Below are 24,232 nucleotides of genomic sequence, written 5' to 3'. Positions count from 1 at the left end.
ATGCCATTTGTTGCATCAATCATCGCTTCTCTAATGGCCATCATATTTATTAAGCCTTCTTTTGCTGTTACAGGCTTAAGAAGAAAAAATAAAGTTGGTCTTGGTGCTGGTGGCCACGAAGATTTAGAAAGGGCGATTCGCCCCCAAGGAAACTTTGCTTAATATGTTCCATTTGGAATTATCTTGCTAGCTTGCTTAGAGCTTAATGGCGCTCTATGGTGGTTAGTTGCCATCCTTAGTATTTCCACCCATATAGCAAACATGAAATTGTTATCAGTTAATTTTATGTTGAGATAAACTTGGCATCTATGTATATTAGGAATTAAAAGGACAAGCTTATGAAAAAGACTTTCTATTGCTCAATCTTATTCCTAATCCAACTGGGTTTAACGGGTTGTCTCGCTAGCACTACTTCTCCACTCGGGATCAACTGCGGACCAACTCAATCATTGCCTATTTGGCAAAGACCTCTAGCTTGTCAGGGCGGCAATTAAGAAAACCATCAATTTTTATGTCTAATAACTAAGGGATAGATAATGAGCTTAGATAGGGTTTGCCGCATGGAAAAATTATTGAGCATTATTTCAATTATTATTTGCGCTTTATCTTTGGGTGGATGCTTGGCAAGCACTACCTCTCCCGTTGGAATTAATTGTGACTTTAGTAAAGAAAAGCCTTTACGGGATATGCCTCTAGATTGCCAGGGTCGCTAACAAGCATAGAGCCTTGTAAGCCTTTTTTGACTTAGCAATTTAAATGGGTTTGAGAATGGGTATAAATAGAGCCCATTCTCTGGACCATGACCATCTTGTCTGAAGTTATTCTCCAGGCTTTGATCTTGGGCGCATTAGGCCTAACTGCTGGAGTCGTGGGTGGCGTGATTGGCTTTGGCACAACTATTATTTTGATGCCGGCACTAGTTTACTTTTATGGACCGATACAGGCAATTCCAGTTATCGCCTTGGTTGCTGCTGTCGCAAATTTCTCACGTATTTTTTTATGGTGGAGCGTAATTAGGTGGCGGGTATGTTTTGTTTATGGCTCAGCAGCTATACCATTCACCGTTTTAGGTGTTAATACATTGGTCCGGCTTGATGAACGCCTAATAGAAATTGCCTTGGGATTCTTTTTAATTCTATTAATACCGATTCGCCGATGGATGAGAGAAAGAGGATTTTATTTGCAGCTTTGGCAGATGGGATTAGTTGGCGCTGCTATCGGTTATTTGACGGGAATAGTTGCGACTACCGGCGCTATCAACACACCTTTCTTTCTTGCATTTGGCTTAACTAAGGGCGCATTCTTGGGAACTGAGGCGGCAAGTACTTTATCAATTTTATTGACAAAAGGTATTACTTTTCATTATCTGGGTTTTCTTAATACATTAGCCATTATTCAAGGTTTGCTTATCGGCACTAGTGTTTTGGTTGGCTCGATTTTTTCAAAAAAAATTGTCCTTGCGCTGCCAGAAAAAAATTTTTTATTGCTTATGGAGTTAGTCATGATGATTTCAGGACTATCGATATTAGCAATGGCCTTCTGATTTACTTGAATCGGTACGCTACAGCCATTAGCACATTGTCTTGAAATGAACGATTCATCACTGGGCTGCTGTTGATTCCGCTGCCCATCCATTTCCGTTTGCCATAAATATTGACGTACCAGTTATCGATTACGGGAATTTCAATCATGAGACCAGCTATTAGATTGTTGGTTGCTGGTGCGGTATAGGCGTTATAGCCCGTAAGAATCGACTCTCCCGGACTAATTCCATAGTAGTAATTCGCGTACTGACTAGATTGTCTTTCTATTCCTAGTTGAGGATAAAGGACTATCTTTTTAATAGTTTCTAATTCAGCAAAATAAGAAAATTCATAAAGCGCTCCCTTTGATTTTCCTACGTCTTGATAAGCATTAAGAAAAAAACCGCCAATAGGAGTTTCTTGGAAAGTACCTATTCCAAGCGGTATTGGATCGCTTCTGTTGATGGAATTGCCATTAAATGGCGACTTCACTTTATAGTTATCTAAATTAATTTTGCCGACTAGCTCTAGATATCCGTAACCTATCTTTACGGTTTTAATGCCTACCTGATCAATTCTTATGAAGGCTCTTTTGTAGTCTGCAAAAGCGTAAGGTAGGGCGAAAGATTGCATTCCTTCGGTGCCAATATGAAGATTGGATGTGTACACTGCAATACCAACATCGCCAACAATATGGTCTGGAAGGCCATCAGGCACATCTTCCATTGCGTGACCTGTAAGCCATGCAGCACAAGCAATTAAGGTGATAGCTATCCGAAAAAATGTTTTCATATGCGCATCATAAACCCATATGGGCTCGCTATTAAAGGTCTAAATTATCAAGAGCCAAATCCGCTAGATGGCTTGTATCAGCCCACCCATCTACTTTCCATGCGACCCCATTATGACTGATCCAATTGAGAGAGGCATTGGGCACTGCAACTGTTTTCTCGGAGTCCAATGTTTGATTACTTGCGATTCTGTACATCATATCTAGGGCGCCTCCATGACTTACTACTAAGATGGTTTTACCTGGATGTTGCTTGCGGATCTCCTCTAGAGCTAGATGAATTCGGTCGGCAAATTGTTGAATACTTTCGCCAGTACGTAGATTCTCTTTAATATTTCTGCTGAGGTGGGATTGCCAAATTTCTGGTTCTAGAGTGGGCGCTTCATCAATGCTTAAACCTTGAAGCATCCCTAAGTGGCGCTCTCTGAGTGCGGCATTCTTAATGGCGGTAATGTTGTAAAGATCTTCAATAGCATTTGCAGTCTTGGTGGCTCGTTGAAGATCGCTGGTATATAAAACATCAAACATTAAATTAATTTTTTTTAGAGCATGCGCCATTTGTTTTGCTTGGGCAATTCCTCGAGCATTTAGTTCAATATCAGTGTGACCCTGAAGGCGACGTTCGGCATTCCAGTCGGTTTCTCCGTGACGAATTAAGCAAAATCGAGTAGTAGTCATATAAAAAAAGTGGGTCTAATTATTTTTTGAGTGTCCAAGCGCGTGGATTGTGCTCAAAACCAATATGTTTGTAATATTCATTTGCTTTGGGGGCGGCCAACAGCACAATCATGCATTCGGGTCCAAGACGCAACTTGGTTTCTTCAATTAGCTGTTTGCCGATGCCAGATTGTTGATAGGTTTGATCAACCGCTAAATCGGCAAGATAGGCCACATAAGAGAAATCAGTGAGTGAGCGAGATATGCCTACTAACTTATCTTTATCCCAAGCTGTAATTGTGAGATTTGCATTTTTAAGCATGTCAGCAAATGTTTGCACATTATGAACGGGGCGCCGCTCTCCAAGAGTGGAGCGAATATATAGATCTATTGCTTCTTCAGGAGTAATGGTGGCGTTATCGCGGTATTGAATCACGGTGAATCTCGTTCTCTATGAATAGTGCATCGTCGATAGCAAGCTCTCCAGAATTGAGAACTTCAGCACGAATACCCCCTCGCCCTTCAAATGCATCCATGAAGCTAGGCCTATTTAACAGTTGGGCTGGACGTTCACAGGGCGCGCAAAGTTCTGTCCCCATAAGCAGGATATTGCCAAGTTGAAATTTTTGCCCAACTAAACGATTGAGTTCGGGTGCTGTAATACCTTCTAAGATGATATTGCGTCGTGTTTCTGAGCCATCGAAAGTGGGCTCATTACCAGCCCTCAGCCAATCATTGGCAATATTTATTCCTGACAATGTAATTAGACTGAGGTGACGCACTTTACTTGGCCTTAGTGATGAATAAGCACCCATACCGAGTGCATAGCGATCACCTTCAATGCCCATGCCAGCAACAACCTTGACTAGATTCATTGATTGCATCAAGGCTCCAGCGGCAGGTGCTCGATAAATGGCTTGAATACGGGGATTGAATTTCATCATGTGCTCTCATATTACAGCCCAAGGCAAGTATTGGCGATTGTTAATACAATCAATTGATTCTTAGAAGAAGGATCATTGTGAATAAAGAAAGTAAGGGGATGCTGATCGGTTTTATTGGCATTCTTATTTTTAGCTTAACGCTTCCCGTAAGCAAGATTACCCTTTTAAGCTTTAATCCTTATTTCATTGCCTTTGGGAGGGCGACCTTGGCAGGGGCTGTTGCTTTAGCCTACCTTATTTATAAAAGTGAACGAGCGCCTACTAAAGTAGATTTTGTGAAGTTTGTGGTCATTGCCTTAGGTGTCGTGTTTGGGTTTCCTATCTTTACAACCGTAGCAATGACTCACGGCTCTTCATCTCATGGTGCAGTGATTTTGGGGATGATGCCCCTTGCCACAACGGTCATTGGCGTATTGCGATTTAAAGAAAGACCCTCACTGGGCTTTTGGCTGGTATCACTATTTGGGGCTGGCTTAGTGATTCTCTATGCCTTGCTAAAGAGTTCTGGAAGTTTTACATATGTTGATGGCCTTTTGGTATTGGGGGGTATTAGCGCATGTATTGGTTATGTTGAGGGCGGCGAGCTTTCTCGGCGGATGAATCCTCGAGCAGTTATTTCATGGGCCTTGGTCATTTCATTGCCGCTTAATATCCTCATGACTTGCATAACCTACCAGCAAGAATATATAAATGCGGGTGCTGTAGCTTGGTCTAGTTTTATCTACTTAAGCCTATTTCCAATGTTTCTGGGATTCTTCTTTTGGTATGAGGGTCTTGCGATTGGTGGTATTGCGCGCGTGAGTCAAGTCCAATTAATTCAGCCTTTTTGTACGCTTGTGGCAGCCAGCATTTTGCTCGGTGATTCGCTTACGCTGATGAATTTAGTCTTCGCTGTATTGGTAGTATCAACCGTGATGCTAGGGAGAAGAATGTTGGTAAAGAGGGTATAACTGTTGAGAATAAAAGACTCTAATAATTTTTATCCATCTTAAGAAGCTATGATGTAGCCATGATCAATCTCCCCAACCTAGTTTTTGCTTTGCTAATGGGCTTTTTAATGTCTGCAACGATTACGTTTGCCACAACATTTGCGCGCATAGGTTTTACTGAAAACTTCTTTTGGGTTTGGTTTGAAGTATGGTTAGTGGCCTATCCAGTTGCGATTGCTGGCATTTTGGTATACAAGCCAATTGCTAGCCATATCACTGCAATCATTATTAGAAAGATAAAGACTTAATGAATTCAAATTGGAATAACAGAGCTTCGATATGAATGCATTCATAAAAGTTTTTAGTATGAGTCTCTACTGTTTGTGTGTACTGACAGCCTGTGCTGCGGTATATACCGATGCTTCGGATGCCAACCATGTTACCTTTCTAAATAGTAGCGGGGAGTCGATTGAGCAGCTTACTAAAAAGGCACAAGCCTATTGTCAGCAATACGGTAAGACTGCATCATTTAGAAGTAGCGATACTCAACTAGCTGCTGTTTTTGATTGCAAAGCCAATCGTTGAACAGCATATTGGGATGTAGTTAGCCGGCCAAATCTGATTGATAAATTAATCCAGCATGCTCTCTTAGTGCATGGAATTGAATAGATTCCCAACGTTGCTGGGCAACATCTAATTCTGATTTATGAGATGCCAAGAATACTGCGGCACCCACTACATCTTCCGCCATGCGGTGAATATTTTCTTGAGTAAATTTTTTCAATGCGACCGGATCGTCTGAGCTCACCCAGCGCGCCAAGCTATAACGAGCTGGCAAGAGTCTAACTTCTGCACCATATTCAGTCTGTAGACGATGACTCACGACCTCAAATTGAAGTTGTCCAAATGCACCAAGCAACATGGTGCCTCCCGTCATTGGCCTAAATACCTGAATTGCGCCCTCTTCACCCAATTGCATTAGGCCAGTGCGTAATTGTTTTGAGCGCAATGGATCAGCGGACTCAACCATCCGAAATATTTCTGGTGCAAAAAATGGTAGACCAGTAAATTGCAATTGCTCGCCTTCGGTTAAGGTGTCTCCCAGTCTAAGCAAGCCATGATTTGGTAAGCCAATAATGTCACCTGGAAATGCCTCGTCCAAAATATCGCGTCTTTGCGATAAGAAAGAGAGTGCATTATTGGTGCGCACTTCTTTGCCATTGCGACAGATCTTTAATTTCATGCCACGTTGAAAGTGGCCGGAACATATGCGCAAGAAAGCAACGCGGTCACGATGAGCGGGATCCATATTCGCTTGAATTTTGAAGACTACCGCTGAGAATTTATTTTCAGCTGGGCTCACTTCACGCTGTAATGCTTTGCGCGACCCAGGCGAAGGTGCCAATTCAACCAATGTATTAAGAATTTCTCGCACGCCAAAGTTATTAATGGCAGACCCAAAAAATACTGGTGATTGACGGCCAGCTAAAAACGCATCGAGATCAAAAGCAGGCATTGCCTCTTTAATTAATTCCACCTCGGCTAAAGCATTTTCTAAATCAGTACCTAGGCGTTCCTTGAGGGCTGGATCACTTACATCAACTACTGCATGCGAATCTTCTGTAACGCGATCTTCGCCAGCTTTGAACATGCGCATACGAGAGTTGGCAATATCAATCACACCAGCAAAAGATTTGCCCATACCAACGGGCCAAGTAAAAGGAACTACCTCTATGCCAAGGGCGGTCTCGATCTCGTCCATCAATTCCATTGGAGGCTTTACTTCACGATCCATCTTATTAATGAATGTGACGATAGGTGTATTGCGTGCTCGACAAACTTCGAGTAAGCGCAATGTTTGTGATTCAACACCATTAGCAGCATCGATCACCATAAGAGCAGAGTCAACGGCAGTTAGAACTCGATAAGTATCTTCAGAGAAGTCTTGGTGGCCTGGGGTGTCTAATAAGTTAATAATGCAATCGCGGTATTCCATTTGCATTACCGAACTGGCTACAGAGATGCCTCGCTGCTTTTCAATTTCCATCCAGTCAGAAGTCGCATGACGTGTTGCTTTTCGGGCCTTAACGCTTCCTGCGATTTGAATAGCGCCTGCGTAAAGTAATAATTTTTCAGTAAGCGTAGTCTTGCCTGCATCAGGATGGGAGATGATGGCAAAGCTACGACGTCTTAGTACTTCTGCGCCTGGAGTGTTGGACGGGATATTTTCGATGGTAATTCTGGTTTGATTAATCTTGGTTCGGTCGCAATTATAAGCGTGTAGGACGTCTTAGAACTGCTCTTCAGGCCTTACATAACGCCACTGACCCGGGGGAAGCGGTCCTAAAGAGATTCGACCCATTCTGACTCGTTTGAGTCCAAGAACCTTTAATCCAACCATTTCACACATGCGGCGTATTTGGCGCTTGCGCCCTTCACGCAATACAAAACGAAGCTGATCCTCATTTTGCCAACTCACTTGGGCAGGTTTCAGCTTTACACCATCAAGCTCTAAACCATGCCTTAATCGATCGAGGTCTTCGAATGAAAGCATTCCCTCAACGCGCACTAGATATTCTTTTTCGATTGGGCTATTTTCACCAATCAATAACTTGGCAATACGGCCGTCCTGGGTCAATACCAGCATGCCAGTGGAATCAATGTCGAGTCTACCTGCTGGTGCCAGCCCTTTTGTGTTGAAGCGAGGACTTCTCCCTTTATCTAGTGGGCTTGCAAAGTAGTTCTCAGGCGTGATTAAAGAGGCTGCCGGTTGATATTCTTGTTCATCATCATAGTGAGAGATATATCCAATGGGCTTATTCAGAATGACAGTAACGCGAGAAGCTTGCTGTGCTTTGGCGCCCGACTGCAACTCTATTTTTTGATGACGAAAGGCGCGCGTCCCCAATTCATTAACTACCTTCCCATCTACCGTGACTAAGCCTTGCTCAATATACGAGTCAGCTTCACGGCGCGAACAAAGACCAAGTTCTGAGAGTAATTTCGAGACGCGTACTTTTTCTTCCATGTCTGCATTATCGGACAAAGATCGATGCTACAAGGTTGGGGGTAATATGTCGTATAAGTCATTGCCCATTACTGCAGTTAAATCTTGAAAAAGGAAGACCAAATGACCGTCACTTTAAAAAAGCCACCGCTATATAAAATTCTTTACTTTCAAGTACTTGTAGCTGTAGTGCTAGGTGTTTTGTTGGGCCATTTCTATCCATCTTTGGGCGTTGATATGAAGCCTTTTGGCGACGCCTTTATTAAGGGCATCAAGATGTTGATTGCCCCAATCATTTTCTGTACTGTCGTTGTCGGTATCGCAGGTATGGAGGACATGAAGAAGGTTGGCAAAACGGGCGGTATTGCCCTTTTGTATTTTGAAATTGTCAGTACCATTGCGTTGATTGTTGGGCTGATGGTGGTTAATGTGCTTCAGCCCGGTGCTGGCATGAATATTGACCCAACTACCTTAGATACCAAAGGAATAGCAGCATACACAGGCCCCGGAAAAATGGCCACCACCACAGAGTTCTTGCTCAATATTATTCCGAATACAGCGGTAGACGCATTTGCTAAAGGTGAGATTCTGCAAGTGTTATTTATAGCCGTGCTTTTTGGCTTTGCTTTGCATAAGTTTGGTGGTCGTGGAACCATGGTGTTTGATTTAATTGAAAAATCATCCCATGTTCTTTTTGACATCATCGGCATCATTATGAAATTTGCGCCAATCGGTGCGTTCGGTGCTATGGCGTTCACAATTGGTAAGTATGGTGTGAGCTCTTTATTTTCTCTTGGAAAATTAATGGGCACCTTTTATATCACTTGCCTACTCTTTGTATTTATTGTTTTGGGTATCATCGCTCGTCTCAACGGATTCAGCATTATTAAATTTGTTCGTTACATTAAAGAAGAGTTATTAATTGTTTTAGGTACCTCATCTTCTGAATCTGTCTTGCCACGCATGATGGAAAAAATGGAGCTGTTAGGCGCTAAGAAAAGTTGTGTTGGCTTAGTAATTCCAACGGGCTATTCTTTTAACCTAGATGGCACCTCCATATATCTCACTATGGCTGCTATATTTATTGCGCAAGCAACAAATACTCCTATGACGATAACTCAACAGATCACGCTTCTTCTGGTTTTGCTTCTGACTTCTAAAGGCGCAGCTGGAATTACGGGTAGTGGCTTCATCGTTTTGGCGGCGACACTTTCTGCAGTTGGTAATGTACCTGTTGCTGGCCTAGCAATTATCTTAGGCATTGACCGCTTTATGTCTGAGGCGCGTGCACTTACGAATTTGGTAGGTAATGGTGTTGCTACGATTGTTGTTGCAAAGTGGACTGGTGAATTAGATCAAAACCAATTAAATAGCGTACTGAACAAAGATAATTGGATCGAAGCTCAAGAACCAGAAATATTGCTAGACGAAAAACAAGAAAAGATGCATTAATTATGTTCTAACAATGTGAACGCTGCATGGGGCCTCCTCGACAATTTTTGTCATTGAGGTTCTCCAAGGCGTTACTTTGTTAGGAAGTTTATGAGATGCCCCGATCAAAATAAGGGATGCATCATTATCCTTAGCAAACTCCACGATGCGTGACGCAGGATCCATGGCTTCGAGCACGTGATAAGAAATTCTCTCTGGCGGTAACTTCAGTGGCTTTGCCCAATCCATTAATTGCACTAGGTGACCACGCACAATTCCACTGGCAGTTTCGCTCTCGTGATTTCCTTCATAGGTGGGCGTGCTTGCAATTGTGCTGATACAAACTAGACGGCTCTCAGGATAGGCTAGCAATAAATTCTTGGCTGTTTTTTGCATGCGTTCTCGTAAGTCTTCATCTGATTGACGAGTGTCGATTGCTGCAATCATGAGTGGGGCATCAAAATTTCCCATGCTTGGGCGCGGACTTGGAGAGGGTTCGTAGCCAGCCGCTTTAAACATGCCTTTGAGGTTTTCCCAGAAACTTGGTGGCTCAACCCGATCAGCTCGCTCTGTGAGTGTGACGCCCTCGGGATCCCTTAGCATTTGCCTTAAGCGCGCAGCACTTTGATAACGATCTGCTGCACGTGGTTCAAGACACCTTAAGACAATCTCTTGAAGCCAACGCGGAATTTCTCTACGAATTGCACGTGGAGGGAAAGGTTCGGCCCACATGCGTCTGCGAAGACCGCTCATCGACTGAGGATTGCCAAACGGCAGCTCACCGGTGAGTAATTCATACATGATTGCGCCAATAGAGAAAATATCGCTCCTGGAGTCGGAACGAATGCCGGCGACTTGTTCTGGGGAGATGTAGGGTGCAGATCCGACACCTTTTCGCATTTCTTCAGCAAGTAAATCTGGGTAGCGCGCGTGATGGGATAAGCCAAAGTCAATTAGCGTTAGCTTTCCTTTTTCATCTATCAAAATATTTTCTGGTTTGATATCGAGATGGATGGCATCTTGTGAATGTAGCGACTGAACTGCCTGCGCTAAATCTGCGCCAATGCGAACCACTTCATCAATTGAAAATAATTTACCTTCTTTAATGTAGTCTTCAAGAGGGCGCCCTTCGACTCTCTCCATTGCAATATAGGGGCGTGTAGCCATATTGCCCGAGCCCAAATATTTCGGCACATAAGGGCTTTTGAGTGAGCGCAGAATAGTGAGCTCAGTTTCAAAACCGATAAGACTTTCTACGGGCTGATCTCTTCCAACTCGAGGTATCTTGAGCAGAATGGGAACATCGATACCTTCCTTGGTTGCTGAAAAAAGGCTGGCCATGCCACCACGATGAACTTCTTTACCTAAGACAAATCCGTCTACTACTTTGCCTTCCTGAAATATGTCATCTACCGCTTCAATATCGTTATTGATTGCCATGGATTATTTGCCAGTGATGAGTCGATTTGCCAAGTCCTCTGGAAGCCCCGCACGACGAACTTTTTCTGCTGCGGTGAATTGATCGTAAGGCGTGCGATGGAAGGTCAGCGTTTCAGACCCTGGCTCGAACACTGCAAAACAAGCCTCTGGGTTGCCATCTCTGGGTTGCCCAAGTGAGCCTACAACACTGACCCATTGGCGATGGCGAAGAACTGGGATTTCATCGCCAGGGTGTGGCGCAAAGCGAATTAATTTACCAACCGCGCTTTGATAAAAAAGTGCTTGCTCGTGCGCATGGCCCACGAAGGTGTAGGTTTTCCCAGAATTTTGAACACAACGCCAAGCACTCATGCTGTCAGTGATGTAATTCCAGTCAGCAGGATTGTGGGCAGAGGCATGAACAAAGCAAATATTCTCTTCTTGAACGACGAGCGGTAGATTTTTTAGAAACTCTACATGATGACTTTTTAGCTGGGATTTAGTCCACTCAATCGCAGCATTGGCGCTAGCGTTCATATGATTACGGCTATCTTTAAAAACAGCCTCATCATGATTGCCTAGAATGGCAATCGCTTTTTTACTATCTACAAGATTAGCAATACGATCAATTAACGCTACTGGGTCAGCGTTGTAGCCTACAAGATCGCCTAGGAAAACCATGCGTGTCACCCCAAGCTCTTCGGCACGAATCATGCAGGCTTCAAAAGCCTCTAAATTACTATGAAGATCGGCAAATAGCCCAATGCGCTCAGTCATCTTCTAATGATAGGGCAAAAGGCCTCTAGATAGAAGGGTTGTAGGGGCTCTTGCCAGCGTCTGGTCGGTTTTTGAAGCGCTTGTGAACCCAATAGTATTCGGCGGGCCTCAGACGAATTTCGGCTTCAAAGTAGCGATTTAAACGTGCGGTGTCCGATTTAGGATCGGTTCCAGGGAAATTTTCTATCGGCGCTCTAATCTCACAAAGATATCCTGATTCATCAGCTTTTAATGTGGTGGTCATTAGGCAGACATCAGCACCAGTAATTTTTGCCAAACGAGAGATGGTCGTAATGGTATTAGTTTGAATTCCGAAGAAAGGTACAAATTCAGAATCTTTGAGGCCTAGATCAATGTCGGGCGCAATGATGATGAAGTCCCCATTACAAATCTCTCGAATAATCGCTTTTGCGTTGCCTTGGCGATCAATGGAGTTCCCTCCAAAACGGTTGCGCCACTCCACAATTCTTTTATTAAAGAAAGGGTTCTTCATTTTTTGAAAAAATCCAGAAGTTCGGGGCCAGTGTTTTTCCTTGGATAGCGCGCTCAAAATAATGCTGCCCTCGATACCCGTGAAATGCATATTTACTAAAATGCGTGGTTTTTGGCTTGATAAATCAACGGCAGATTTCACTTCAATCATCTGGCTAAGTTGTTTTGAACTGCCACACCAAATAATGCTTTTTTCTACAAGACTTCGACCAAGTAATCGCCAGTGTTCTTTACTAAGATTGTCAATTTCAACAGGGCTTAATTTTGGAAAGCAAAGATGTAAATTGATTTTGACCACTCTACTTCTGTCGCTCGGAATACGCGCGGCAATATAACCTAGACCATAACCAAGTGCAACTAACAGTCTATAAGGTAAGAGTGAGAGTAGCCTTAGCAGTACAACGCCTGCTTGATTATTAAAGGATTTAAACAAATTAGTTTTACGCTAATTCGTAGCGCTTAATAGACTTAGCGTATCGCTCTGTCATTTCTTCGATGGAGCTACTTGACATACCTAAGTCATTGACTAGGCCTGTTTCAAGGCGGTAAGCCCATCCATGAATTGTCAGGTCTTGCCCGCGTGCCCACGCATCTTGCACGATTGTTGTTTCACAAACATTAACAACTTGTTCGATGACATTCAGTTCGCATAAACGATCTTGACGTTTTGATGTGGGCAATACATCACCTAAATACCGCTCATGTTTTTGATGCACATCTTTGACATGACGCAACCAGTTATCCGCGAGGCCCACACGTTTATCCGTAAGTGCTGCATGTACGCCAGAGCAGCCATAATGTCCCACAACCAAAATGTGTTTGACTTTAAGCAAATCAATCGCAAACTGAATGACTGATAAGCAATTTAAATCGGTGTGAACCACTACGTTGGCAACGTTACGATGAACAAATAATTCACCTGGTAATAAATTCACAATGTCATTTGCTGGTACTCGACTATCCGAGCAACCAATCCAAAGATATTCTGGGGCTTGCTGTGAAACTAGGCGTTTAAAGAAATCAGCGTCCTCTGCGACCATGCTTTCAGCCCAAGCACGATTATTTGCAAATAGTTGTTCCAAAGCTTGAGAATTCTTCATTGTCATGCTTTCAGTTTAAAGTACTTTGATGATGCCTATTTGGTTAAAACAAACTTCCACCAGAATCACCTTAAATTTGCATTGCCAACCAGGGGCCAAGCTAACAAAGGTAGTTGGATTGCATGACGGTTGCTTAAAGATCTCATTACAAGCCCCAGCCCTAGAAAATAAGGCTAATGAGCTTTTATTGTCCTGGCTTTCAAAACAGTTAAAAGTTCCTCAAAAGCAAATTCAACTCATTTCTGGTCAAAATAGTCGCAAGAAAAGAGTGGAAATATGGGGCTCTATTACCCCAGAGCAGGTCATTCAGTTATTGGGGCCTCAAAATTAAGTTTTCGGTTACCAGAAAATGGCCCACAAAATTCCTAAAATTAGCACCCATTTGCCGATGTAATAGACCGAGCGATGTTTTGCTTTTAACTTCTTGGCTTGCGCACGCAGTTGGTAAAAATAGGTAAACAAAACATTCACAAAACCAACTTTTTCGCCTTCCACGTTTTGAGATGAGGCGGCACTCATGACATAGCGCCCAAACCAGCGATTAAAGAGCTGTACCACTTTTGTATGAACTGGGCGTTCAACATCGCAAAATAAGATAACTCTCTGCTGATCGGTTTCATTAGCGGCAAAGTGAATGTAGGTTTCATCAAACATGACAGCTTCGCCATCTTTCCAAAAATAACGTTCCCCATCGACATCAATAAAACATTTAGGATCATTGGGCGTTGCAAGGCCAATGTGATAACGCAAAGAGCCAGCGTAAGGGTCGCGGTGCCTTACTAGGGTAGCTCCAGGGGGCAGAGAGGCAAACATAGCGGCTTTTACAGATGGAATGGATTTAAGAAGCGCCACAGTTTTTGGGCACTTTTCTTGAGCGGATGGAACTTCTTTCCCGTACCAGCAAAGGTGGAAACGTTTCCAGCCAGTTCGAAAAAAGGAATTAAAACCAATATCGTTATATCCGGTTGCGGCTGCAATTGAGCCAGTTTCTTGCAGGGACATCGCTTCTTCACGGATTATTTTCCAGTTATCCTGGATAGGTTGCATTTCAGGAAATTGGTTTACGGGGATAAACGCACCTGCTTTTACTTTTGAAAATAAATATAAAAGAGTATTAACTGGCGCCAAAAGCACTTGATAGTCGGTAAGAGATCTGACAACCCCAAAGCGTACTTTTCCTCTGAAATAAACATAAATAGCCGATGCTACAAAAATGAAAAAGACGATGTGACGTATTTGCATAAGTTCTATCTTGGAGAAGTATTACTAGTATTTTAATTTGTGTGGCGTACCTAAAGAGACTATTTCTTCCAACTAGAAGCCCATATACTGCATATATAAATTGTTAAGACCTAATTAGGGTTTTTGTGGAGACATTTTAAGGAAGATCTTATGAATAGCTTTATAAAGTGGCTGTTAGGCCTTGTTTTAATTGGTTTCCTGGGGATTTCAGGCTATACCTGGGTAATGCTCAATTGGAGCTATGGAAGTGGGGAGCGGGCAGGTTATGTGCAGAAATTCTCTAATCGCGGTTATTTATGTAAAACCTGGGAAGGTGAGTTAGCAATGGTTTCTATGCCAGGAACGATGTCAGAAAAATTCCTCTTTACGGTGCGCGAGGATGCTGTGGCGCAAAAAATAAATGCTAACTTAGGTAAAAAAGTGGCATTAAAGTATGAGCAACACATTGGCTTGCCAACAACTTGTTTTGGTGACACCGAGTATTTTGTTTCTGATATAACAGTTTTGGATGAATAATTTGTAGTCGATTTAAAAAATTGCTGTAACGCAACTTTATTTTTGTAATTTTTTGTGGTTAAAATCATGTAAGCGTAATGTGCGCTGACATCAATATCTATAAGGAGCTTCACTTGAACAAAGCCGAACTAATCGCAGCGATTGCTGACGACGCGGAGATCTCAAAAGCCAAGGCTGAATTTGCATTGAATTCAGCTATCGAAAACATCATCAAAGCTGTTACTAAAGGTGACTCAGTACAACTGATCGGCTTTGGTACTTTTGCATCTGGTAAGCGTGCTGCACGTATGGGCCGCAATCCAAAAACTGGCGAGCCACTCAAAATCGCCGCAGCAAAAACTGTTAAGTTCTCTGCTGGTAAAGCATTTAAAGATTCAGTTAACAAGCGTAAGAAGTAATTCTTCCTCAATTGTTAAAAAGCCCGGCATGCCGGGCTTTTTTATTTCCTCAAGAATTCTGAAGCTTACAAAGCTATTTTAATTAGCTTTGCACCAAACGGCGGTGACGATGAATGCTCATTAATATTCCGGCGCCAAAACCAAGCGTAACTAATGCAGTGCCCCCATAACTTATAAAAGGAAGGGGGACTCCAACAACGGGCAATACACCACTTACCATGCCTATATTGACAAAGGCATAGGTAAAGAAGATTAAAGTGACTGAGGCGCCTAAAAGTCGCGTGAATAAGTTTGGAGCGCTTGCTGAAATTGCTAACCCCCTCTTAATTAGAGCGAAGAAAAGAGCCAACAATATTAGGTTGCCTAGTAGCCCAAATTCTTCTGAGAAAACTGCAAAGACAAAGTCAGTATGTTTTTCAGGAATAAATTCTAAGTGGGCCTGCGTTCCTTGGAACCAGCCTTTGCCAAAAAATCCACCCGATCCGATTGCAATCATTGATTGAATAGTATGGAAGCCTTTTCCTAATGGATCGCTAGTTGGATCCAGTAAGGTGCAGACACGATGTTTTTGATAGTCATGAACAAATGGCCAAACGACATCATGTGCGCAAATAGTGCCGCCGAAAATAATAATTAATATGATGCCAACGGCGCCAAGTCCAACAAACGGCAGAATCCATTTCCAAGGAAGGCCAGCCAAAATGATCACGTAAAGACCTGCAGCAGAAACTAAAAGTGCAGTACCAAGGTCTGGTTGTCGCGCAATTAAAAAAACAGGGATCGCTAAAATAATTGCCGCGACTCCATAATCCCAAGATTTTTGTATGCCTTCACGTTTCTGAAAATACCAAGCCAGCATTAGTGGCATTGCGATCTTCATTACTTCAGATGGCTGAATCACAACACCAATATTAAGCCAGCGACGCGCACCTTTTTTTATTAAGCCAAACGCAGCAACTGCAATTAGTAGGGCGACACCTATTCCGTATATCCATACCGCCCCCATCTCTAACCACTTTGGCGGTATGCGAGACACTATCCACATCACGACAAATGACAGTGCGAGATTTCGTAATTCATCTGCAATTTGTACGGGTGTATTTTGACTTGCAGATAAAAATGTCAAAAAGCCAACAGCCGCTAAGCCAAGCAGAATAAGGCCTAGCGTCCTGTCTAGACCAGCAAAGATGCCGAAGAAAAAACCTTTTATCTTTTTTAAGGGGCTCTTTTCCACTCAGGAATCTCCTTAGGCCATTTGCCCTCAATATAAAAGTCCAATGCTTTACGGGCGATTGGAGCGGCATACTGCGCACCGAAGCCAGCATTCTCAACAACCATTGCAATCACAATAGTTGGCTTCTCCGCTGGTGCGAAAGCAATATATAAAGCATGGTCACGCAAAAACTCTGCAGTAGCTCCATGCTTGTAATCTTTAGAGTTCAAACTGAAAACTTGTGCGGTTCCAGTTTTTCCGCCGACTTGATAACCAGTGCCTTTAAATGCTGCGGCTGATGTACCAGAATTATTTACTTCAATCATTGCCTTCTTGATTACTTCAATATTGTCCGCATTAAGATCAATTCGATAACTTTCTTTGGGTGTAGTTAGAACTCTATTGCGGGTAAAAGGATCTTCAATTGCTTTTACTAAATGGGGCTTCATCACGACGCCATTATTTGCGACGTTTGCCATTGCATGGGCTAGTTGCAAAATTGTGAAAGCGTTATAGCCTTGACCAATACCCAAAGAAATAGTTTCACCTTCGTACCATTTTTGTTGCTCAGGTTTCTTGAAGGTATTTTTCTTCCACTCGGTAGAGGGCAGAACGCCTTTTGCTTCACCTTGTAAATCTATACCAGTTATTTGACCAAAGCCAAGCGGTTTCATAAAGTCATGCATCATGTTGACGCCCATATCGCGTGCCAGCATGTAGTAATAAGTGTCACAAGATTCAATAATGGACTTTTGCATATCTACGATGCCATGACCACCTTTTTTATCGTCGCGAAATGTATGGTTGCCGAAGTCAAAATAACCAGGATCAGAAATTGTTTGTGAAGGAGTGCGCTTTTTATTTTCTAAGGCGGCTAGCGCCATGAAAGGTTTATAAGTTGAGCCTGGTGGATAGATGCCTTTGAGTGGGCGGTTGTATAGGGGTTTCTGTGGTGAGTCATTAAGTTCTTTCCAAGTAACCGAATCAATGCCCTCAACAAAATCATTGGGATTAAAGTTGGGCTTAGAAACAAACGCCAGTACATCACCAGTCTCGGGTTCAATTGCTACAAATGCGCCACGAAAATTTCCATATAGCTGCTCAACTAAATATTGCAACTTGATATCAACTGAGAGAACAATGTTTTTTCCTGGAGTAGAGGGCGAGCTAGAAAGTGTACGCACGGGTTTGCCGCCTGCAGTAATTTCTACTTGATCGTATCCTGGTACGCCACGCAAAACATTCTCATAACTTTGTTCCAGACCAATCTTCCCAACATATTGAATGCCTGGCAAAAAAGAAGCCTGTAAAGCATCTGGGTCATCAGATTTGGCGCCCTCAATTTCAGAGAGCATGCGCTCTTTATCGCGCTGAGAAACTCGGCCAATATAGCCAATTAAATGGGAGGCCAATTCGTTATATGGATACTCCCTAAAGCTTCTAGCGCGTATCTCTACCCCAGGAAATCGGAAGCGATTTGCCATAAAACGAGCAGTTTCCGTCTCATTAAGCATGGAGCGGAGCGGAAAAGTGCCCATATTTCGAGAATCTTCTAGAGATCTCTTGAAATTACGGCGGTCTCGAGGAGAGATATCGATAATTTCGGAAAGATCATTGATGAGCTGATCGATATTCCCTTTTACCTCTTCAGCATTGACGTCAAGAGTAAGAGCCGAATAATTTCGTCCAATAACGATTCCATTTCTATCAATTAAAAGACCGCGATTGGCGGGAGCTGGAACCAGAGCAATGCGATTACTTTCTGCTAGAAGAGAATATTTGCTATGACTAACTAGTTGCAACCAAACCAAGCGAGTAATCAAAAGCAAGAAGCAGAAGGTTACAAAAAGAGTCGCAATATGGATGCGCTCTTGAAAGGAGTCGAGATCAGGTTTTTTAAAAGAAACCATGCTACTTCTTAAAGAGGTCGATTGTGATCAACATCTATAGGACGACGTTGCGGTGCTAGCAGTATGCGAGTAGCTAATGGCCAGAGCATTGCCTCAATGAGTGCTTGAATAATGCCAGTGAGAGCCCACCAATAGAAATCGCCGCTCAGTAACCAATGCGCCAATACAGGGAACAGTGATACCAATAAAAAGATTGGAAGTAGGTGTAAAGCTTGCGAGAAAACAGTGAGCGCAACAATTCGCCTGTGCCAAGAAATTGCAATGTATGCAACCAGTGAATAACTAAAAGCGTGCAGACCCAATAGATCTGAGTTGTGAACATCCATCATTAAGCCAAGAATGAATGCGGTAATTACATTGACATACCGATGCTGATGAATATTCCAAAACACAATGCAAAGAATTAGCCAATCAGGTACCCAGCCATAATTTCCAATCGGCAAGAGGTTTAACAGCAGCGCGCAAAATAAGCTGAAGTAAATGAATGCGGGATTGACCGGGCGAAGAATGTAGCCGCTTTGAAAATCAATCATTGCATACCTCGCGCACGAGTTTGCCGGCGACCGGGTGTATTGGTTAAGGGTGCACCAGTAGCAGATTTATTGTTCACAGTTGGGGCTTTAGCATCAAACTGTGGATCGTATAAAAGCGCAAGCGCTTGGCGATAGCGATTTACTGCAGCCACTGGAACGCAAAATACATTAGAGGAATTTTTATCAACGTTTCGCTCAATTTTGCTAATGACAGCCACGGCGAATCCTGGGGGATAAATGCCATCAATCCCTGAAGTAAGCAAAATATCCCCAACCTCGAGATCGCTAGCTACCGGCAGATAGCGTAGTTCTAGCGGGTTGCCACGCCCAGCACCAAATACGGCGGCACGAAGACCGTTGCGCGCTACTTGGACGGGTACTGTGAAATCACGATCCTCAAGCAGGGAAACCTCTGCAGAACGTTCATAAAGGCGTACTACCTGGCCTAATATTCCAGAATCATTGGCAATTGGATTGCCAAGCTTTAAGCCATCGTTGCTCCCGCGATTGATCACAATACGTTGAGAGATAGCATTTGGTGGATTAAACAGAATTTCAACGGGCAATGTTTTGAATGGAACCTGTTTTTGCAATGCCATCAATTCGCGCAAATTTTGGTTTTCAACCATCAAAAACTCGGATTGATTTGCTAGTAATGAAAGTTCAGCTTGGCGCACTTTCATTACTTGATTCTCTTGGTCAAGCGTTGCGCGTGTCGTGAAATATTCAGACGTTGCTTCAAAGGCATTTCTTGGGGCCATCATGATGTATTCAAGTGGACGTAAAACCCAGTTCACATTATTGCGAATGGGATCAAGTGCTTTGAAACGAAAATCGATCAGCATCAGAGCGATGCTGATCGACAGACAGACAATCAGTTTAAGTAAGGCCGGAATGCCCTGTCTGAAAAGTGGTGGAGCGCTATGTTGCAATTCCCTGTTCGACGTGTATGTCGCTTATTCGTGCGAGAACACTCCGCCTAGCTTATCCATGCGCTCCAGCGCAATGCCACAACCGCGGGCAACGCAGGTTAGAGGATCTTCTGCAACATGAATAGGTAAACCAGTTTCTTCTAGCAAAAGGCGATCGAGGTCGCGCAATAAGGCGCCACCGCCTGTCAGCATCATGCCGCGTTCGGCAATGTCAGACGCCAATTCAGGTGGGACCTGCTCGAGAGCCGCTTTCACAGCCGTCACAATTTGATTTAATGGATCAGTCAATGCTTCCAAAATTTCATTGCTTGTAACGGTGAAACTGCGTGGAATGCCTTCGGAAAGATTGCGTCCCTTTACTTCCATCTCGCGCACTTCTGTGCCGGGGAATGCGGAGCCAATTGTCTTCTTAATCAACTCAGCCGTTTGTTCGCCAATCAACATGCCATAGTTACGTCGAATGTAATTTGTAATGGCTTCATCAAATTTATCTCCGCCAACGCGAACTGAACCTTTATAAACCATGCCACCCAATGACATCACCCCAACTTCAGTTGTGCCACCACCGATATCAACAACCATCGATCCAGCCGCTTCGGATACTGGCAAGCCAGAACCAATTGCAGCGGCCATTGGTTCTTCAATCAAAAATACTTGTGATGCTCCAGCACCCAGTGCCGATTCGCGAATCGCACGACGCTCAACTTGAGTGGATCCACATGGAACACAAATGATGATGCGTGGACTTGGCTTTAATAGTTTGCTTTCATGCACAAGCTTGATAAATTGCTTGAGCATTTGTTCGGTAATGGTGAAATCAGCAATAACGCCGTCTTTCATTGGGCGAATGGCTTCAATGTTGCCTGGAACACGTCCCAACATCGCTTTTGCCTCTTTTCCGACGGCCAAAATGGTCTTTTTGCCGTTTGGACCACCCTCTTGGCGAATCGCCACAACAGAGGGTTCATCGAGGACAATACCCCGCTCACGCATATAGATTAAGGTGTTGGCGGTTCCTAGGTCGATGGCTAGGTCATTGGAAAAGTAGCTGCGGAAAAAACCAAACATGATGTAGTGGGAAAATAGAAGGTGTTAATGAAAATATATAGGAATGATACTCTAGCGCCCCATGAAACTTGATGATGTCCAGCGCATTGCGCACCTATCTAGGCTTGAGTTAAATCAGGCGGAAGCAGAGGCAGTTTTGCCTCAATTGCAGGCGATTTTTTCCCTGGTGGAAGAAATGCAGGCTGTTGATACAACTGGTCTCGAGCCTTTGGCTCATCCGATCCTCTTTTTGCGTGATTTGGCTCAGCCAATGCGTGTTGATCAGGTTACGGAGTCTGATCATCGTGCCGAAAACATGCAATCAGCCCCCGCCCAACATGATGGCTATTTCTTAGTTCCAAGGGTGATTGAATGAGCTGGCATAACACTTCAATTGCCTTAATGGCAAAAGCATTGGCCGAAAAAGAGGTCTCCAGTACGGAGTTGACCCAGTACTTTTTAGATCGCATTGAAGCTGGAAAGCAATGGAATGCATATCTTGATGTGAATGCTCACTTAAGCCTAGAGCAAGCAAATAAGGCAGATTCACTCATTGCATCCGGTAAATCAGGCAAATTGACTGGGATTCCGGTTGCTCATAAAGATGTCTTTGTAACGCGTGGCTGGAGGTCGACCGCAGCCTCCAAGATTCTGGCTGGATATCAAAGTCCTTTTGATGCCACCGTAGTTGCGAACTTGGGCATTCCAGATGAAAGCAATCCTAATGCTGCTGGCATGGTTTGTTTAGGAAAAACCAATATGGATGAGTTCGCCATGGGCTCGTCCAATGAAAACTCAGCTTATGGCCCTGTTCTAAATCCTTGGAATGCTTCCCATGTGGCGGGTGGCTCTTCTGGCGGATCTGCGGCAGCAGTTGCAGCAGGCTTGGCTCCTATTGCTACAGGTACTGATACTGGCGGCTCCATACGCCAACCAGCAGCCTTTTGTGGGCTAACTGGTATTAAGCCAACTTATGGGCGTGTATCGCGTTACGGCATGATTGCTTACGCTTCATCCTTAGATCAGGCAGGCCCTATGGGTAAAACGGCTGAAGATTGCGCATTGCTACTTTCTGCCATGTCAACACACGATCCGCGCGACTCTACATCTCTTGCTGATTCTGGTGAAGACTATGGCCGTTATTTAAATCAGGCTTGGCAAGAAGGTAATGCAAATGCAGGTAAGCCATTAGAGGGTTTGCGTATTGGCTTGCCAAAAGAATTCTTTGCTGAAGGCTTGGCAAATGACGTTGCTAAATCGGTTAATGAGGCGTCTAAGCTTTTAGAAAACTTGGGCGCAACCTTGGTTGAGGTGAGTTTGCCAAAAACTAAACTCTCCATTCCGGTTTATTACGTTTTAGCTCCAGCAGAAGCATCTAGTAATTTGAGTCGTTTTGATGGCGTGCGTTATGGTCATCGAGCTAGTGAGTACAAAGATCTTGGTGATATGTATCAGAAGTCGCGCACTGAAGGTTTTGGTGCTGAGGTACGACGTCGCATCATGATTGGAACCTATGTTCTTTGTCATGGTTACTACGATGCATATTATCTTCAAGCACAAAAGATTCGTCGGATTATTGCAGCAGATTTTCAGGCTGTATTTAATCAATGTGATGTGATTCTAGGACCAGTAGCCCCAGATGTTGCTTGGCGATTAGGCGAGAAATCGAAAGATCCAGTGCAAATGTATTTAGAGGATATTTATACACTTTCAACGAACTTAGCAGGTTTGCCAGCAATGAGCGTGCCATGTGGGTTTAATGCAAATAATCTACCTATCGGTATGCAATTAATAGGTAATTATTTTTCAGAGGCGCGCCTATTGCAAGTGGCACATCAATATCAACAAGCCTGCGATTGGCATTTGCGTTCAGCAAGTGAGGTGGCATGATGCAATGGGAAGTTGTTATTGGTCTAGAGACCCACGCACAATTACAAACAGAATCAAAAATTTTTAGTGGAGCAAGTACACGTTTTGGCGCCGAGCCAAACACACAAGCATGCGCAGTGGACTTAGCTTTGCCTGGTGTCTTGCCAGTGCTGAATCGTCAAGCTGTAGAGCATGCTATTTGTTTTGGTTTGGCGGTTAATGCAAAGATTTCTCCAGCAAGCATTTTTGCGCGCAAGAACTATTTTTATCCAGACCTGCCCAAGGGCTATCAAATTAGCCAAATGGAAATTCCCGTCGTGGTTGGTGGTCAGGTAGAAATTCTGGTTGGTGATGAGGTGAAGGTAGTTCAACTCACTCGCGCCCATATGGAAGAGGACGCTGGCAAATCAGTTCATGAGGAGGGTTTTATAGGTCCCCAAGGCGAACCGTCCAGCGGCATTGACTTAAATCGCGCAGGTACTCCACTTCTAGAGATTGTGACTGAACCAGTGATGCGCAGCGCAGCGGAGGCGGTTGCCTATGCCAAAGCATTGCATAGCCTAGTGGTATGGCTTGGGGTTTGTGATGGCAATATGCAAGAAGGCTCATTCCGATGTGATGCAAACGTATCTGTTCGCCCTAAGGGTCAGACTGAGTTTGGTACTCGTTGTGAAATTAAGAACTTGAACTCCTTTCGCTTTTTAGAAGAAGCAATTCAATATGAAGTGCGCCGTCAAATTGAGTTGATTGAGGATGGTGGTACTGTGGTTCAAGAAACCCGTTTGTATGATCCGGATCGTGGTGAAACACGCAGCATGCGGAGCAAGGAAGATGCAAATGACTACCGTTATTTCCCTGACCCCGATTTATTGCCTGTGGTAATTGATGATGCTTGGATTGCTGATGTGTGTAGCAAGATGCCCGCATTGCCTGCACAACTGCGTGAAAAGTGGCAAAGTGAATTTGGTTTAAGTGCTTATGATGCGCAGTTACTTACGCAGGATCGTGACACTGCAAAAGTATTTGAAGAATTGTTAGCAATTGTAGGTATTCCATTGGCTAAGGCGGCGGCTAATTTGATCGCTGGTGAATTTGCCTCTTCTTTAAATCGTGCTGGTATTGCTACTGCTGATGCGCCATTAAAACCGGGTCATTTAGCGCCATTACTTATTCGTGTGGCAGATGGAACTATTTCCAATAAGATTGCCAAGGATATCTTTGCGATTCTTTGGGAAGAGGCGATTGCAGGCAAAGCCATCAGTACTGTGGATCAAGTTATTGAGGCTAAGGGTTTGAAGCAAATAAGTGATAGCGGTGCGCTTGATGCCATTATCGATCAGGTATTAGCCGCTAATCAGAAATCTGTCGAAGAGTTTCGCTCGGGCAAAGAGAAGGCCTTCAATGCTCTGGTGGGGCAGATCATGAAAGCTTCACAAGGCAAAGCTAATCCTAGCCAAGTGAATGAACTCTTGCGTAAAAAGCTTAGTTAAAAAAGATTATTTT

29 protein-coding genes are annotated in these 24,232 nt (G+C 43.7%); 13 read left to right on the top strand and 16 right to left on the bottom strand.

Translation table 11 applies throughout. The annotated features are described in order from the left end of the window. The 3 genes from FD973_RS10850 to FD973_RS10840 all read left to right on the top strand — a co-directional run bounded on the left by FD973_RS10850 (window position 1) and on the right by FD973_RS10840 (window position 1,543). The gene (locus FD973_RS10850) at window positions 1–162 is read left to right on the top strand and encodes a hypothetical protein (RefSeq protein ID WP_215323630.1); all 162 of its coding nucleotides are present in this window, start codon (window positions 1–3) and stop codon (window positions 160–162) included. A gap of 374 nt (window positions 163–536) precedes the next feature. Further along, complete coding sequence (locus FD973_RS10845) at window positions 537–713, top strand: hypothetical protein (protein ID WP_215324807.1); 177 nt, start codon at window positions 537–539, stop codon at window positions 711–713. Between the two features lie 95 nt (window positions 714–808). After that, window positions 809–1,543 carry a sulfite exporter TauE/SafE family protein gene (locus FD973_RS10840; RefSeq protein ID WP_215323629.1) on the top strand — a complete coding sequence of 245 codons (735 nt, stop codon included), beginning with the start codon at window positions 809–811 and terminating at the stop codon, window positions 1,541–1,543. A gap of 1 nt (window position 1,544) precedes the next feature. Here the strand turns inward: FD973_RS10840 and FD973_RS10835 are convergent, their stop codons facing one another. The 4 genes from FD973_RS10835 to FD973_RS10820 are packed head-to-tail and all read right to left on the bottom strand — an operon-like array spanning window position 1,545 to window position 3,914. Beyond that, window positions 1,545–2,315: a MipA/OmpV family protein gene (locus tag FD973_RS10835; protein WP_215323628.1), complete on the bottom strand. Its 771-nt coding sequence runs from the start codon at window positions 2,313–2,315 to the stop codon at window positions 1,545–1,547. A 31-nt stretch (window positions 2,316–2,346) separates the two neighbouring features. After that, window positions 2,347–2,991 carry a histidine phosphatase family protein gene (locus FD973_RS10830; protein ID WP_215323627.1) on the bottom strand — a complete coding sequence of 215 codons (645 nt, stop codon included), beginning with the start codon at window positions 2,989–2,991 and terminating at the stop codon, window positions 2,347–2,349. Between the two features lie 19 nt (window positions 2,992–3,010). Continuing rightward, complete coding sequence (locus tag FD973_RS10825) at window positions 3,011–3,406, bottom strand: GNAT family N-acetyltransferase (RefSeq protein ID WP_215323626.1); 396 nt, start codon at window positions 3,404–3,406, stop codon at window positions 3,011–3,013. Then, complete coding sequence (locus tag FD973_RS10820) at window positions 3,387–3,914, bottom strand: MOSC domain-containing protein (RefSeq protein WP_251368782.1); 528 nt, start codon at window positions 3,912–3,914, stop codon at window positions 3,387–3,389. Before FD973_RS10820 ends, FD973_RS10825 begins: the two co-directional genes overlap by 20 nt. A 77-nt stretch (window positions 3,915–3,991) precedes the next feature. On the opposite strand from FD973_RS10820, the gene FD973_RS10815 reads away from it, so the two are divergent. Genes FD973_RS10815 through FD973_RS10805 form a run of 3 tightly spaced genes read left to right on the top strand, consistent with a single transcriptional unit; the run spans window position 3,992 to window position 5,428 of the window. Then, on the top strand, window positions 3,992–4,864 hold the full coding sequence (locus tag FD973_RS10815; RefSeq protein WP_215323625.1) for a DMT family transporter: 873 nt from the start codon (window positions 3,992–3,994) through the stop codon (window positions 4,862–4,864). A gap of 59 nt (window positions 4,865–4,923) precedes the next feature. Then, complete coding sequence (locus FD973_RS10810; protein WP_215323624.1) at window positions 4,924–5,151, top strand: DUF2798 domain-containing protein; 228 nt, start codon at window positions 4,924–4,926, stop codon at window positions 5,149–5,151. 31 nt (window positions 5,152–5,182) lie between these two features. Next, window positions 5,183–5,428 carry a hypothetical protein gene (locus tag FD973_RS10805; RefSeq protein ID WP_215323623.1) on the top strand — a complete coding sequence of 82 codons (246 nt, stop codon included), beginning with the start codon at window positions 5,183–5,185 and terminating at the stop codon, window positions 5,426–5,428. A 19-nt stretch (window positions 5,429–5,447) separates the two neighbouring features. Here FD973_RS10805 and FD973_RS10800 read toward each other — a convergent pair whose 3' ends face one another. Both FD973_RS10800 and FD973_RS10795 read right to left on the bottom strand, forming a co-directional pair. Beyond that, window positions 5,448–7,067 carry a peptide chain release factor 3 gene (locus FD973_RS10800; protein ID WP_215324798.1) on the bottom strand — a complete coding sequence of 540 codons (1,620 nt, stop codon included), beginning with the start codon at window positions 7,065–7,067 and terminating at the stop codon, window positions 5,448–5,450. A 66-nt stretch (window positions 7,068–7,133) separates the two neighbouring features. Next, window positions 7,134–7,871, bottom strand: coding sequence for a pseudouridine synthase (locus FD973_RS10795; protein ID WP_215324797.1), 738 nt, complete (start codon window positions 7,869–7,871; stop codon window positions 7,134–7,136). A 102-nt stretch (window positions 7,872–7,973) separates the two neighbouring features. Here FD973_RS10795 and FD973_RS10790 point away from each other — a divergent pair, with 102 nt between their 5' ends. Then, window positions 7,974–9,302, top strand: a complete 1,329-nt coding sequence (locus tag FD973_RS10790; protein ID WP_215323622.1) for a dicarboxylate/amino acid:cation symporter — start codon at window positions 7,974–7,976, stop codon at window positions 9,300–9,302. Here the strand turns inward: FD973_RS10790 and FD973_RS10785 are convergent, their stop codons facing one another. The 4 genes from FD973_RS10785 to can are packed head-to-tail and all read right to left on the bottom strand — an operon-like array spanning window position 9,303 to window position 13,075. After that, window positions 9,303–10,721 carry a serine/threonine-protein kinase gene (locus tag FD973_RS10785; protein ID WP_215323621.1) on the bottom strand — a complete coding sequence of 473 codons (1,419 nt, stop codon included), beginning with the start codon at window positions 10,719–10,721 and terminating at the stop codon, window positions 9,303–9,305. Window positions 10,722–10,724: 3 nt separating this feature from the next. Further along, window positions 10,725–11,477 carry a metallophosphoesterase gene (locus tag FD973_RS10780; RefSeq protein WP_215323620.1) on the bottom strand — a complete coding sequence of 251 codons (753 nt, stop codon included), beginning with the start codon at window positions 11,475–11,477 and terminating at the stop codon, window positions 10,725–10,727. A gap of 25 nt (window positions 11,478–11,502) precedes the next feature. Further along, on the bottom strand, window positions 11,503–12,402 hold the full coding sequence (locus FD973_RS10775; RefSeq protein ID WP_215323619.1) for a lipid A biosynthesis acyltransferase: 900 nt from the start codon (window positions 12,400–12,402) through the stop codon (window positions 11,503–11,505). 7 nt (window positions 12,403–12,409) lie between these two features. After that, the gene (gene can / locus FD973_RS10770; protein WP_215323618.1) at window positions 12,410–13,075 is read right to left on the bottom strand and encodes a carbonate dehydratase; all 666 of its coding nucleotides are present in this window, start codon (window positions 13,073–13,075) and stop codon (window positions 12,410–12,412) included. 22 nt (window positions 13,076–13,097) lie between these two features. Between can and FD973_RS10765 the strand changes: the two genes are divergently transcribed. Further along, complete coding sequence (locus tag FD973_RS10765) at window positions 13,098–13,400, top strand: DUF167 domain-containing protein (RefSeq protein ID WP_215323617.1); 303 nt, start codon at window positions 13,098–13,100, stop codon at window positions 13,398–13,400. 8 nt (window positions 13,401–13,408) lie between these two features. On the opposite strand, the gene FD973_RS10760 is transcribed toward FD973_RS10765, so the two are convergent. After that, a complete protein-coding gene (locus FD973_RS10760; protein ID WP_251368886.1) occupies window positions 13,409–14,305 on the bottom strand; it encodes an aspartyl/asparaginyl beta-hydroxylase domain-containing protein in 897 nt (298 codons plus the stop codon). 156 nt (window positions 14,306–14,461) lie between these two features. On the opposite strand from FD973_RS10760, the gene FD973_RS10755 reads away from it, so the two are divergent. Together FD973_RS10755 and FD973_RS10750 are read left to right on the top strand one after the other, a co-directional pair. Then, window positions 14,462–14,827 (top strand): hypothetical protein, encoded by a 366-nt coding sequence (locus tag FD973_RS10755; RefSeq protein WP_215323615.1) that lies wholly within the window; start codon window positions 14,462–14,464, stop codon window positions 14,825–14,827. Window positions 14,828–14,940: 113 nt separating this feature from the next. Further along, window positions 14,941–15,225: an HU family DNA-binding protein gene (locus FD973_RS10750; RefSeq protein ID WP_087908896.1), complete on the top strand. Its 285-nt coding sequence runs from the start codon at window positions 14,941–14,943 to the stop codon at window positions 15,223–15,225. A gap of 82 nt (window positions 15,226–15,307) precedes the next feature. Here the strand turns inward: FD973_RS10750 and rodA are convergent, their stop codons facing one another. From rodA to FD973_RS10725, 5 genes are read right to left on the bottom strand one after another with little or no spacing between them, the layout of a single operon-like run. Further along, entirely contained in the window at window positions 15,308–16,459 is a 1,152-nt protein-coding gene (gene rodA / locus FD973_RS10745) for a rod shape-determining protein RodA (RefSeq protein WP_215323614.1), read from the bottom strand. Next, window positions 16,441–18,348, bottom strand: a complete 1,908-nt coding sequence (gene mrdA / locus FD973_RS10740; protein WP_215323613.1) for a penicillin-binding protein 2 — start codon at window positions 18,346–18,348, stop codon at window positions 16,441–16,443. Before mrdA ends, rodA begins: the two co-directional genes overlap by 19 nt. 8 nt (window positions 18,349–18,356) lie before the next feature. Next, window positions 18,357–18,881, bottom strand: coding sequence for a rod shape-determining protein MreD (mreD, locus tag FD973_RS10735; protein ID WP_215323612.1), 525 nt, complete (start codon window positions 18,879–18,881; stop codon window positions 18,357–18,359). After that, window positions 18,878–19,813 carry a rod shape-determining protein MreC gene (gene mreC, locus FD973_RS10730; protein ID WP_215323611.1) on the bottom strand — a complete coding sequence of 312 codons (936 nt, stop codon included), beginning with the start codon at window positions 19,811–19,813 and terminating at the stop codon, window positions 18,878–18,880. The genes mreD and mreC overlap by 4 nt, the downstream gene beginning before the upstream one ends. Window positions 19,814–19,837: 24 nt before the next feature. Beyond that, a complete protein-coding gene (locus FD973_RS10725; protein ID WP_215323610.1) occupies window positions 19,838–20,881 on the bottom strand; it encodes a rod shape-determining protein in 1,044 nt (347 codons plus the stop codon). A gap of 61 nt (window positions 20,882–20,942) precedes the next feature. Between FD973_RS10725 and gatC the strand changes: the two genes are divergently transcribed. Genes gatC through gatB form a run of 3 tightly spaced genes read left to right on the top strand, consistent with a single transcriptional unit; the run spans window position 20,943 to window position 24,219 of the window. Further along, window positions 20,943–21,236 carry an Asp-tRNA(Asn)/Glu-tRNA(Gln) amidotransferase subunit GatC gene (gatC, locus tag FD973_RS10720; protein WP_215323609.1) on the top strand — a complete coding sequence of 98 codons (294 nt, stop codon included), beginning with the start codon at window positions 20,943–20,945 and terminating at the stop codon, window positions 21,234–21,236. Continuing rightward, a complete protein-coding gene (gene gatA / locus FD973_RS10715; RefSeq protein WP_215323608.1) occupies window positions 21,233–22,750 on the top strand; it encodes an Asp-tRNA(Asn)/Glu-tRNA(Gln) amidotransferase subunit GatA in 1,518 nt (505 codons plus the stop codon). The genes gatC and gatA overlap by 4 nt, the downstream gene beginning before the upstream one ends. Beyond that, window positions 22,750–24,219 carry an Asp-tRNA(Asn)/Glu-tRNA(Gln) amidotransferase subunit GatB gene (gene gatB, locus FD973_RS10710; protein ID WP_215324796.1) on the top strand — a complete coding sequence of 490 codons (1,470 nt, stop codon included), beginning with the start codon at window positions 22,750–22,752 and terminating at the stop codon, window positions 24,217–24,219. Before gatA ends, gatB begins: the two co-directional genes overlap by 1 nt. Window positions 24,220–24,232 lie beyond the last annotated feature (13 nt).

The organism is Polynucleobacter sp. MWH-Braz-FAM2G, from assembly GCF_018687635.1.
GTDB lineage: Bacteria > Pseudomonadota > Gammaproteobacteria > Burkholderiales > Burkholderiaceae > Polynucleobacter.
This window is presented reverse-complemented; position numbering and strand designations above follow the sequence as displayed.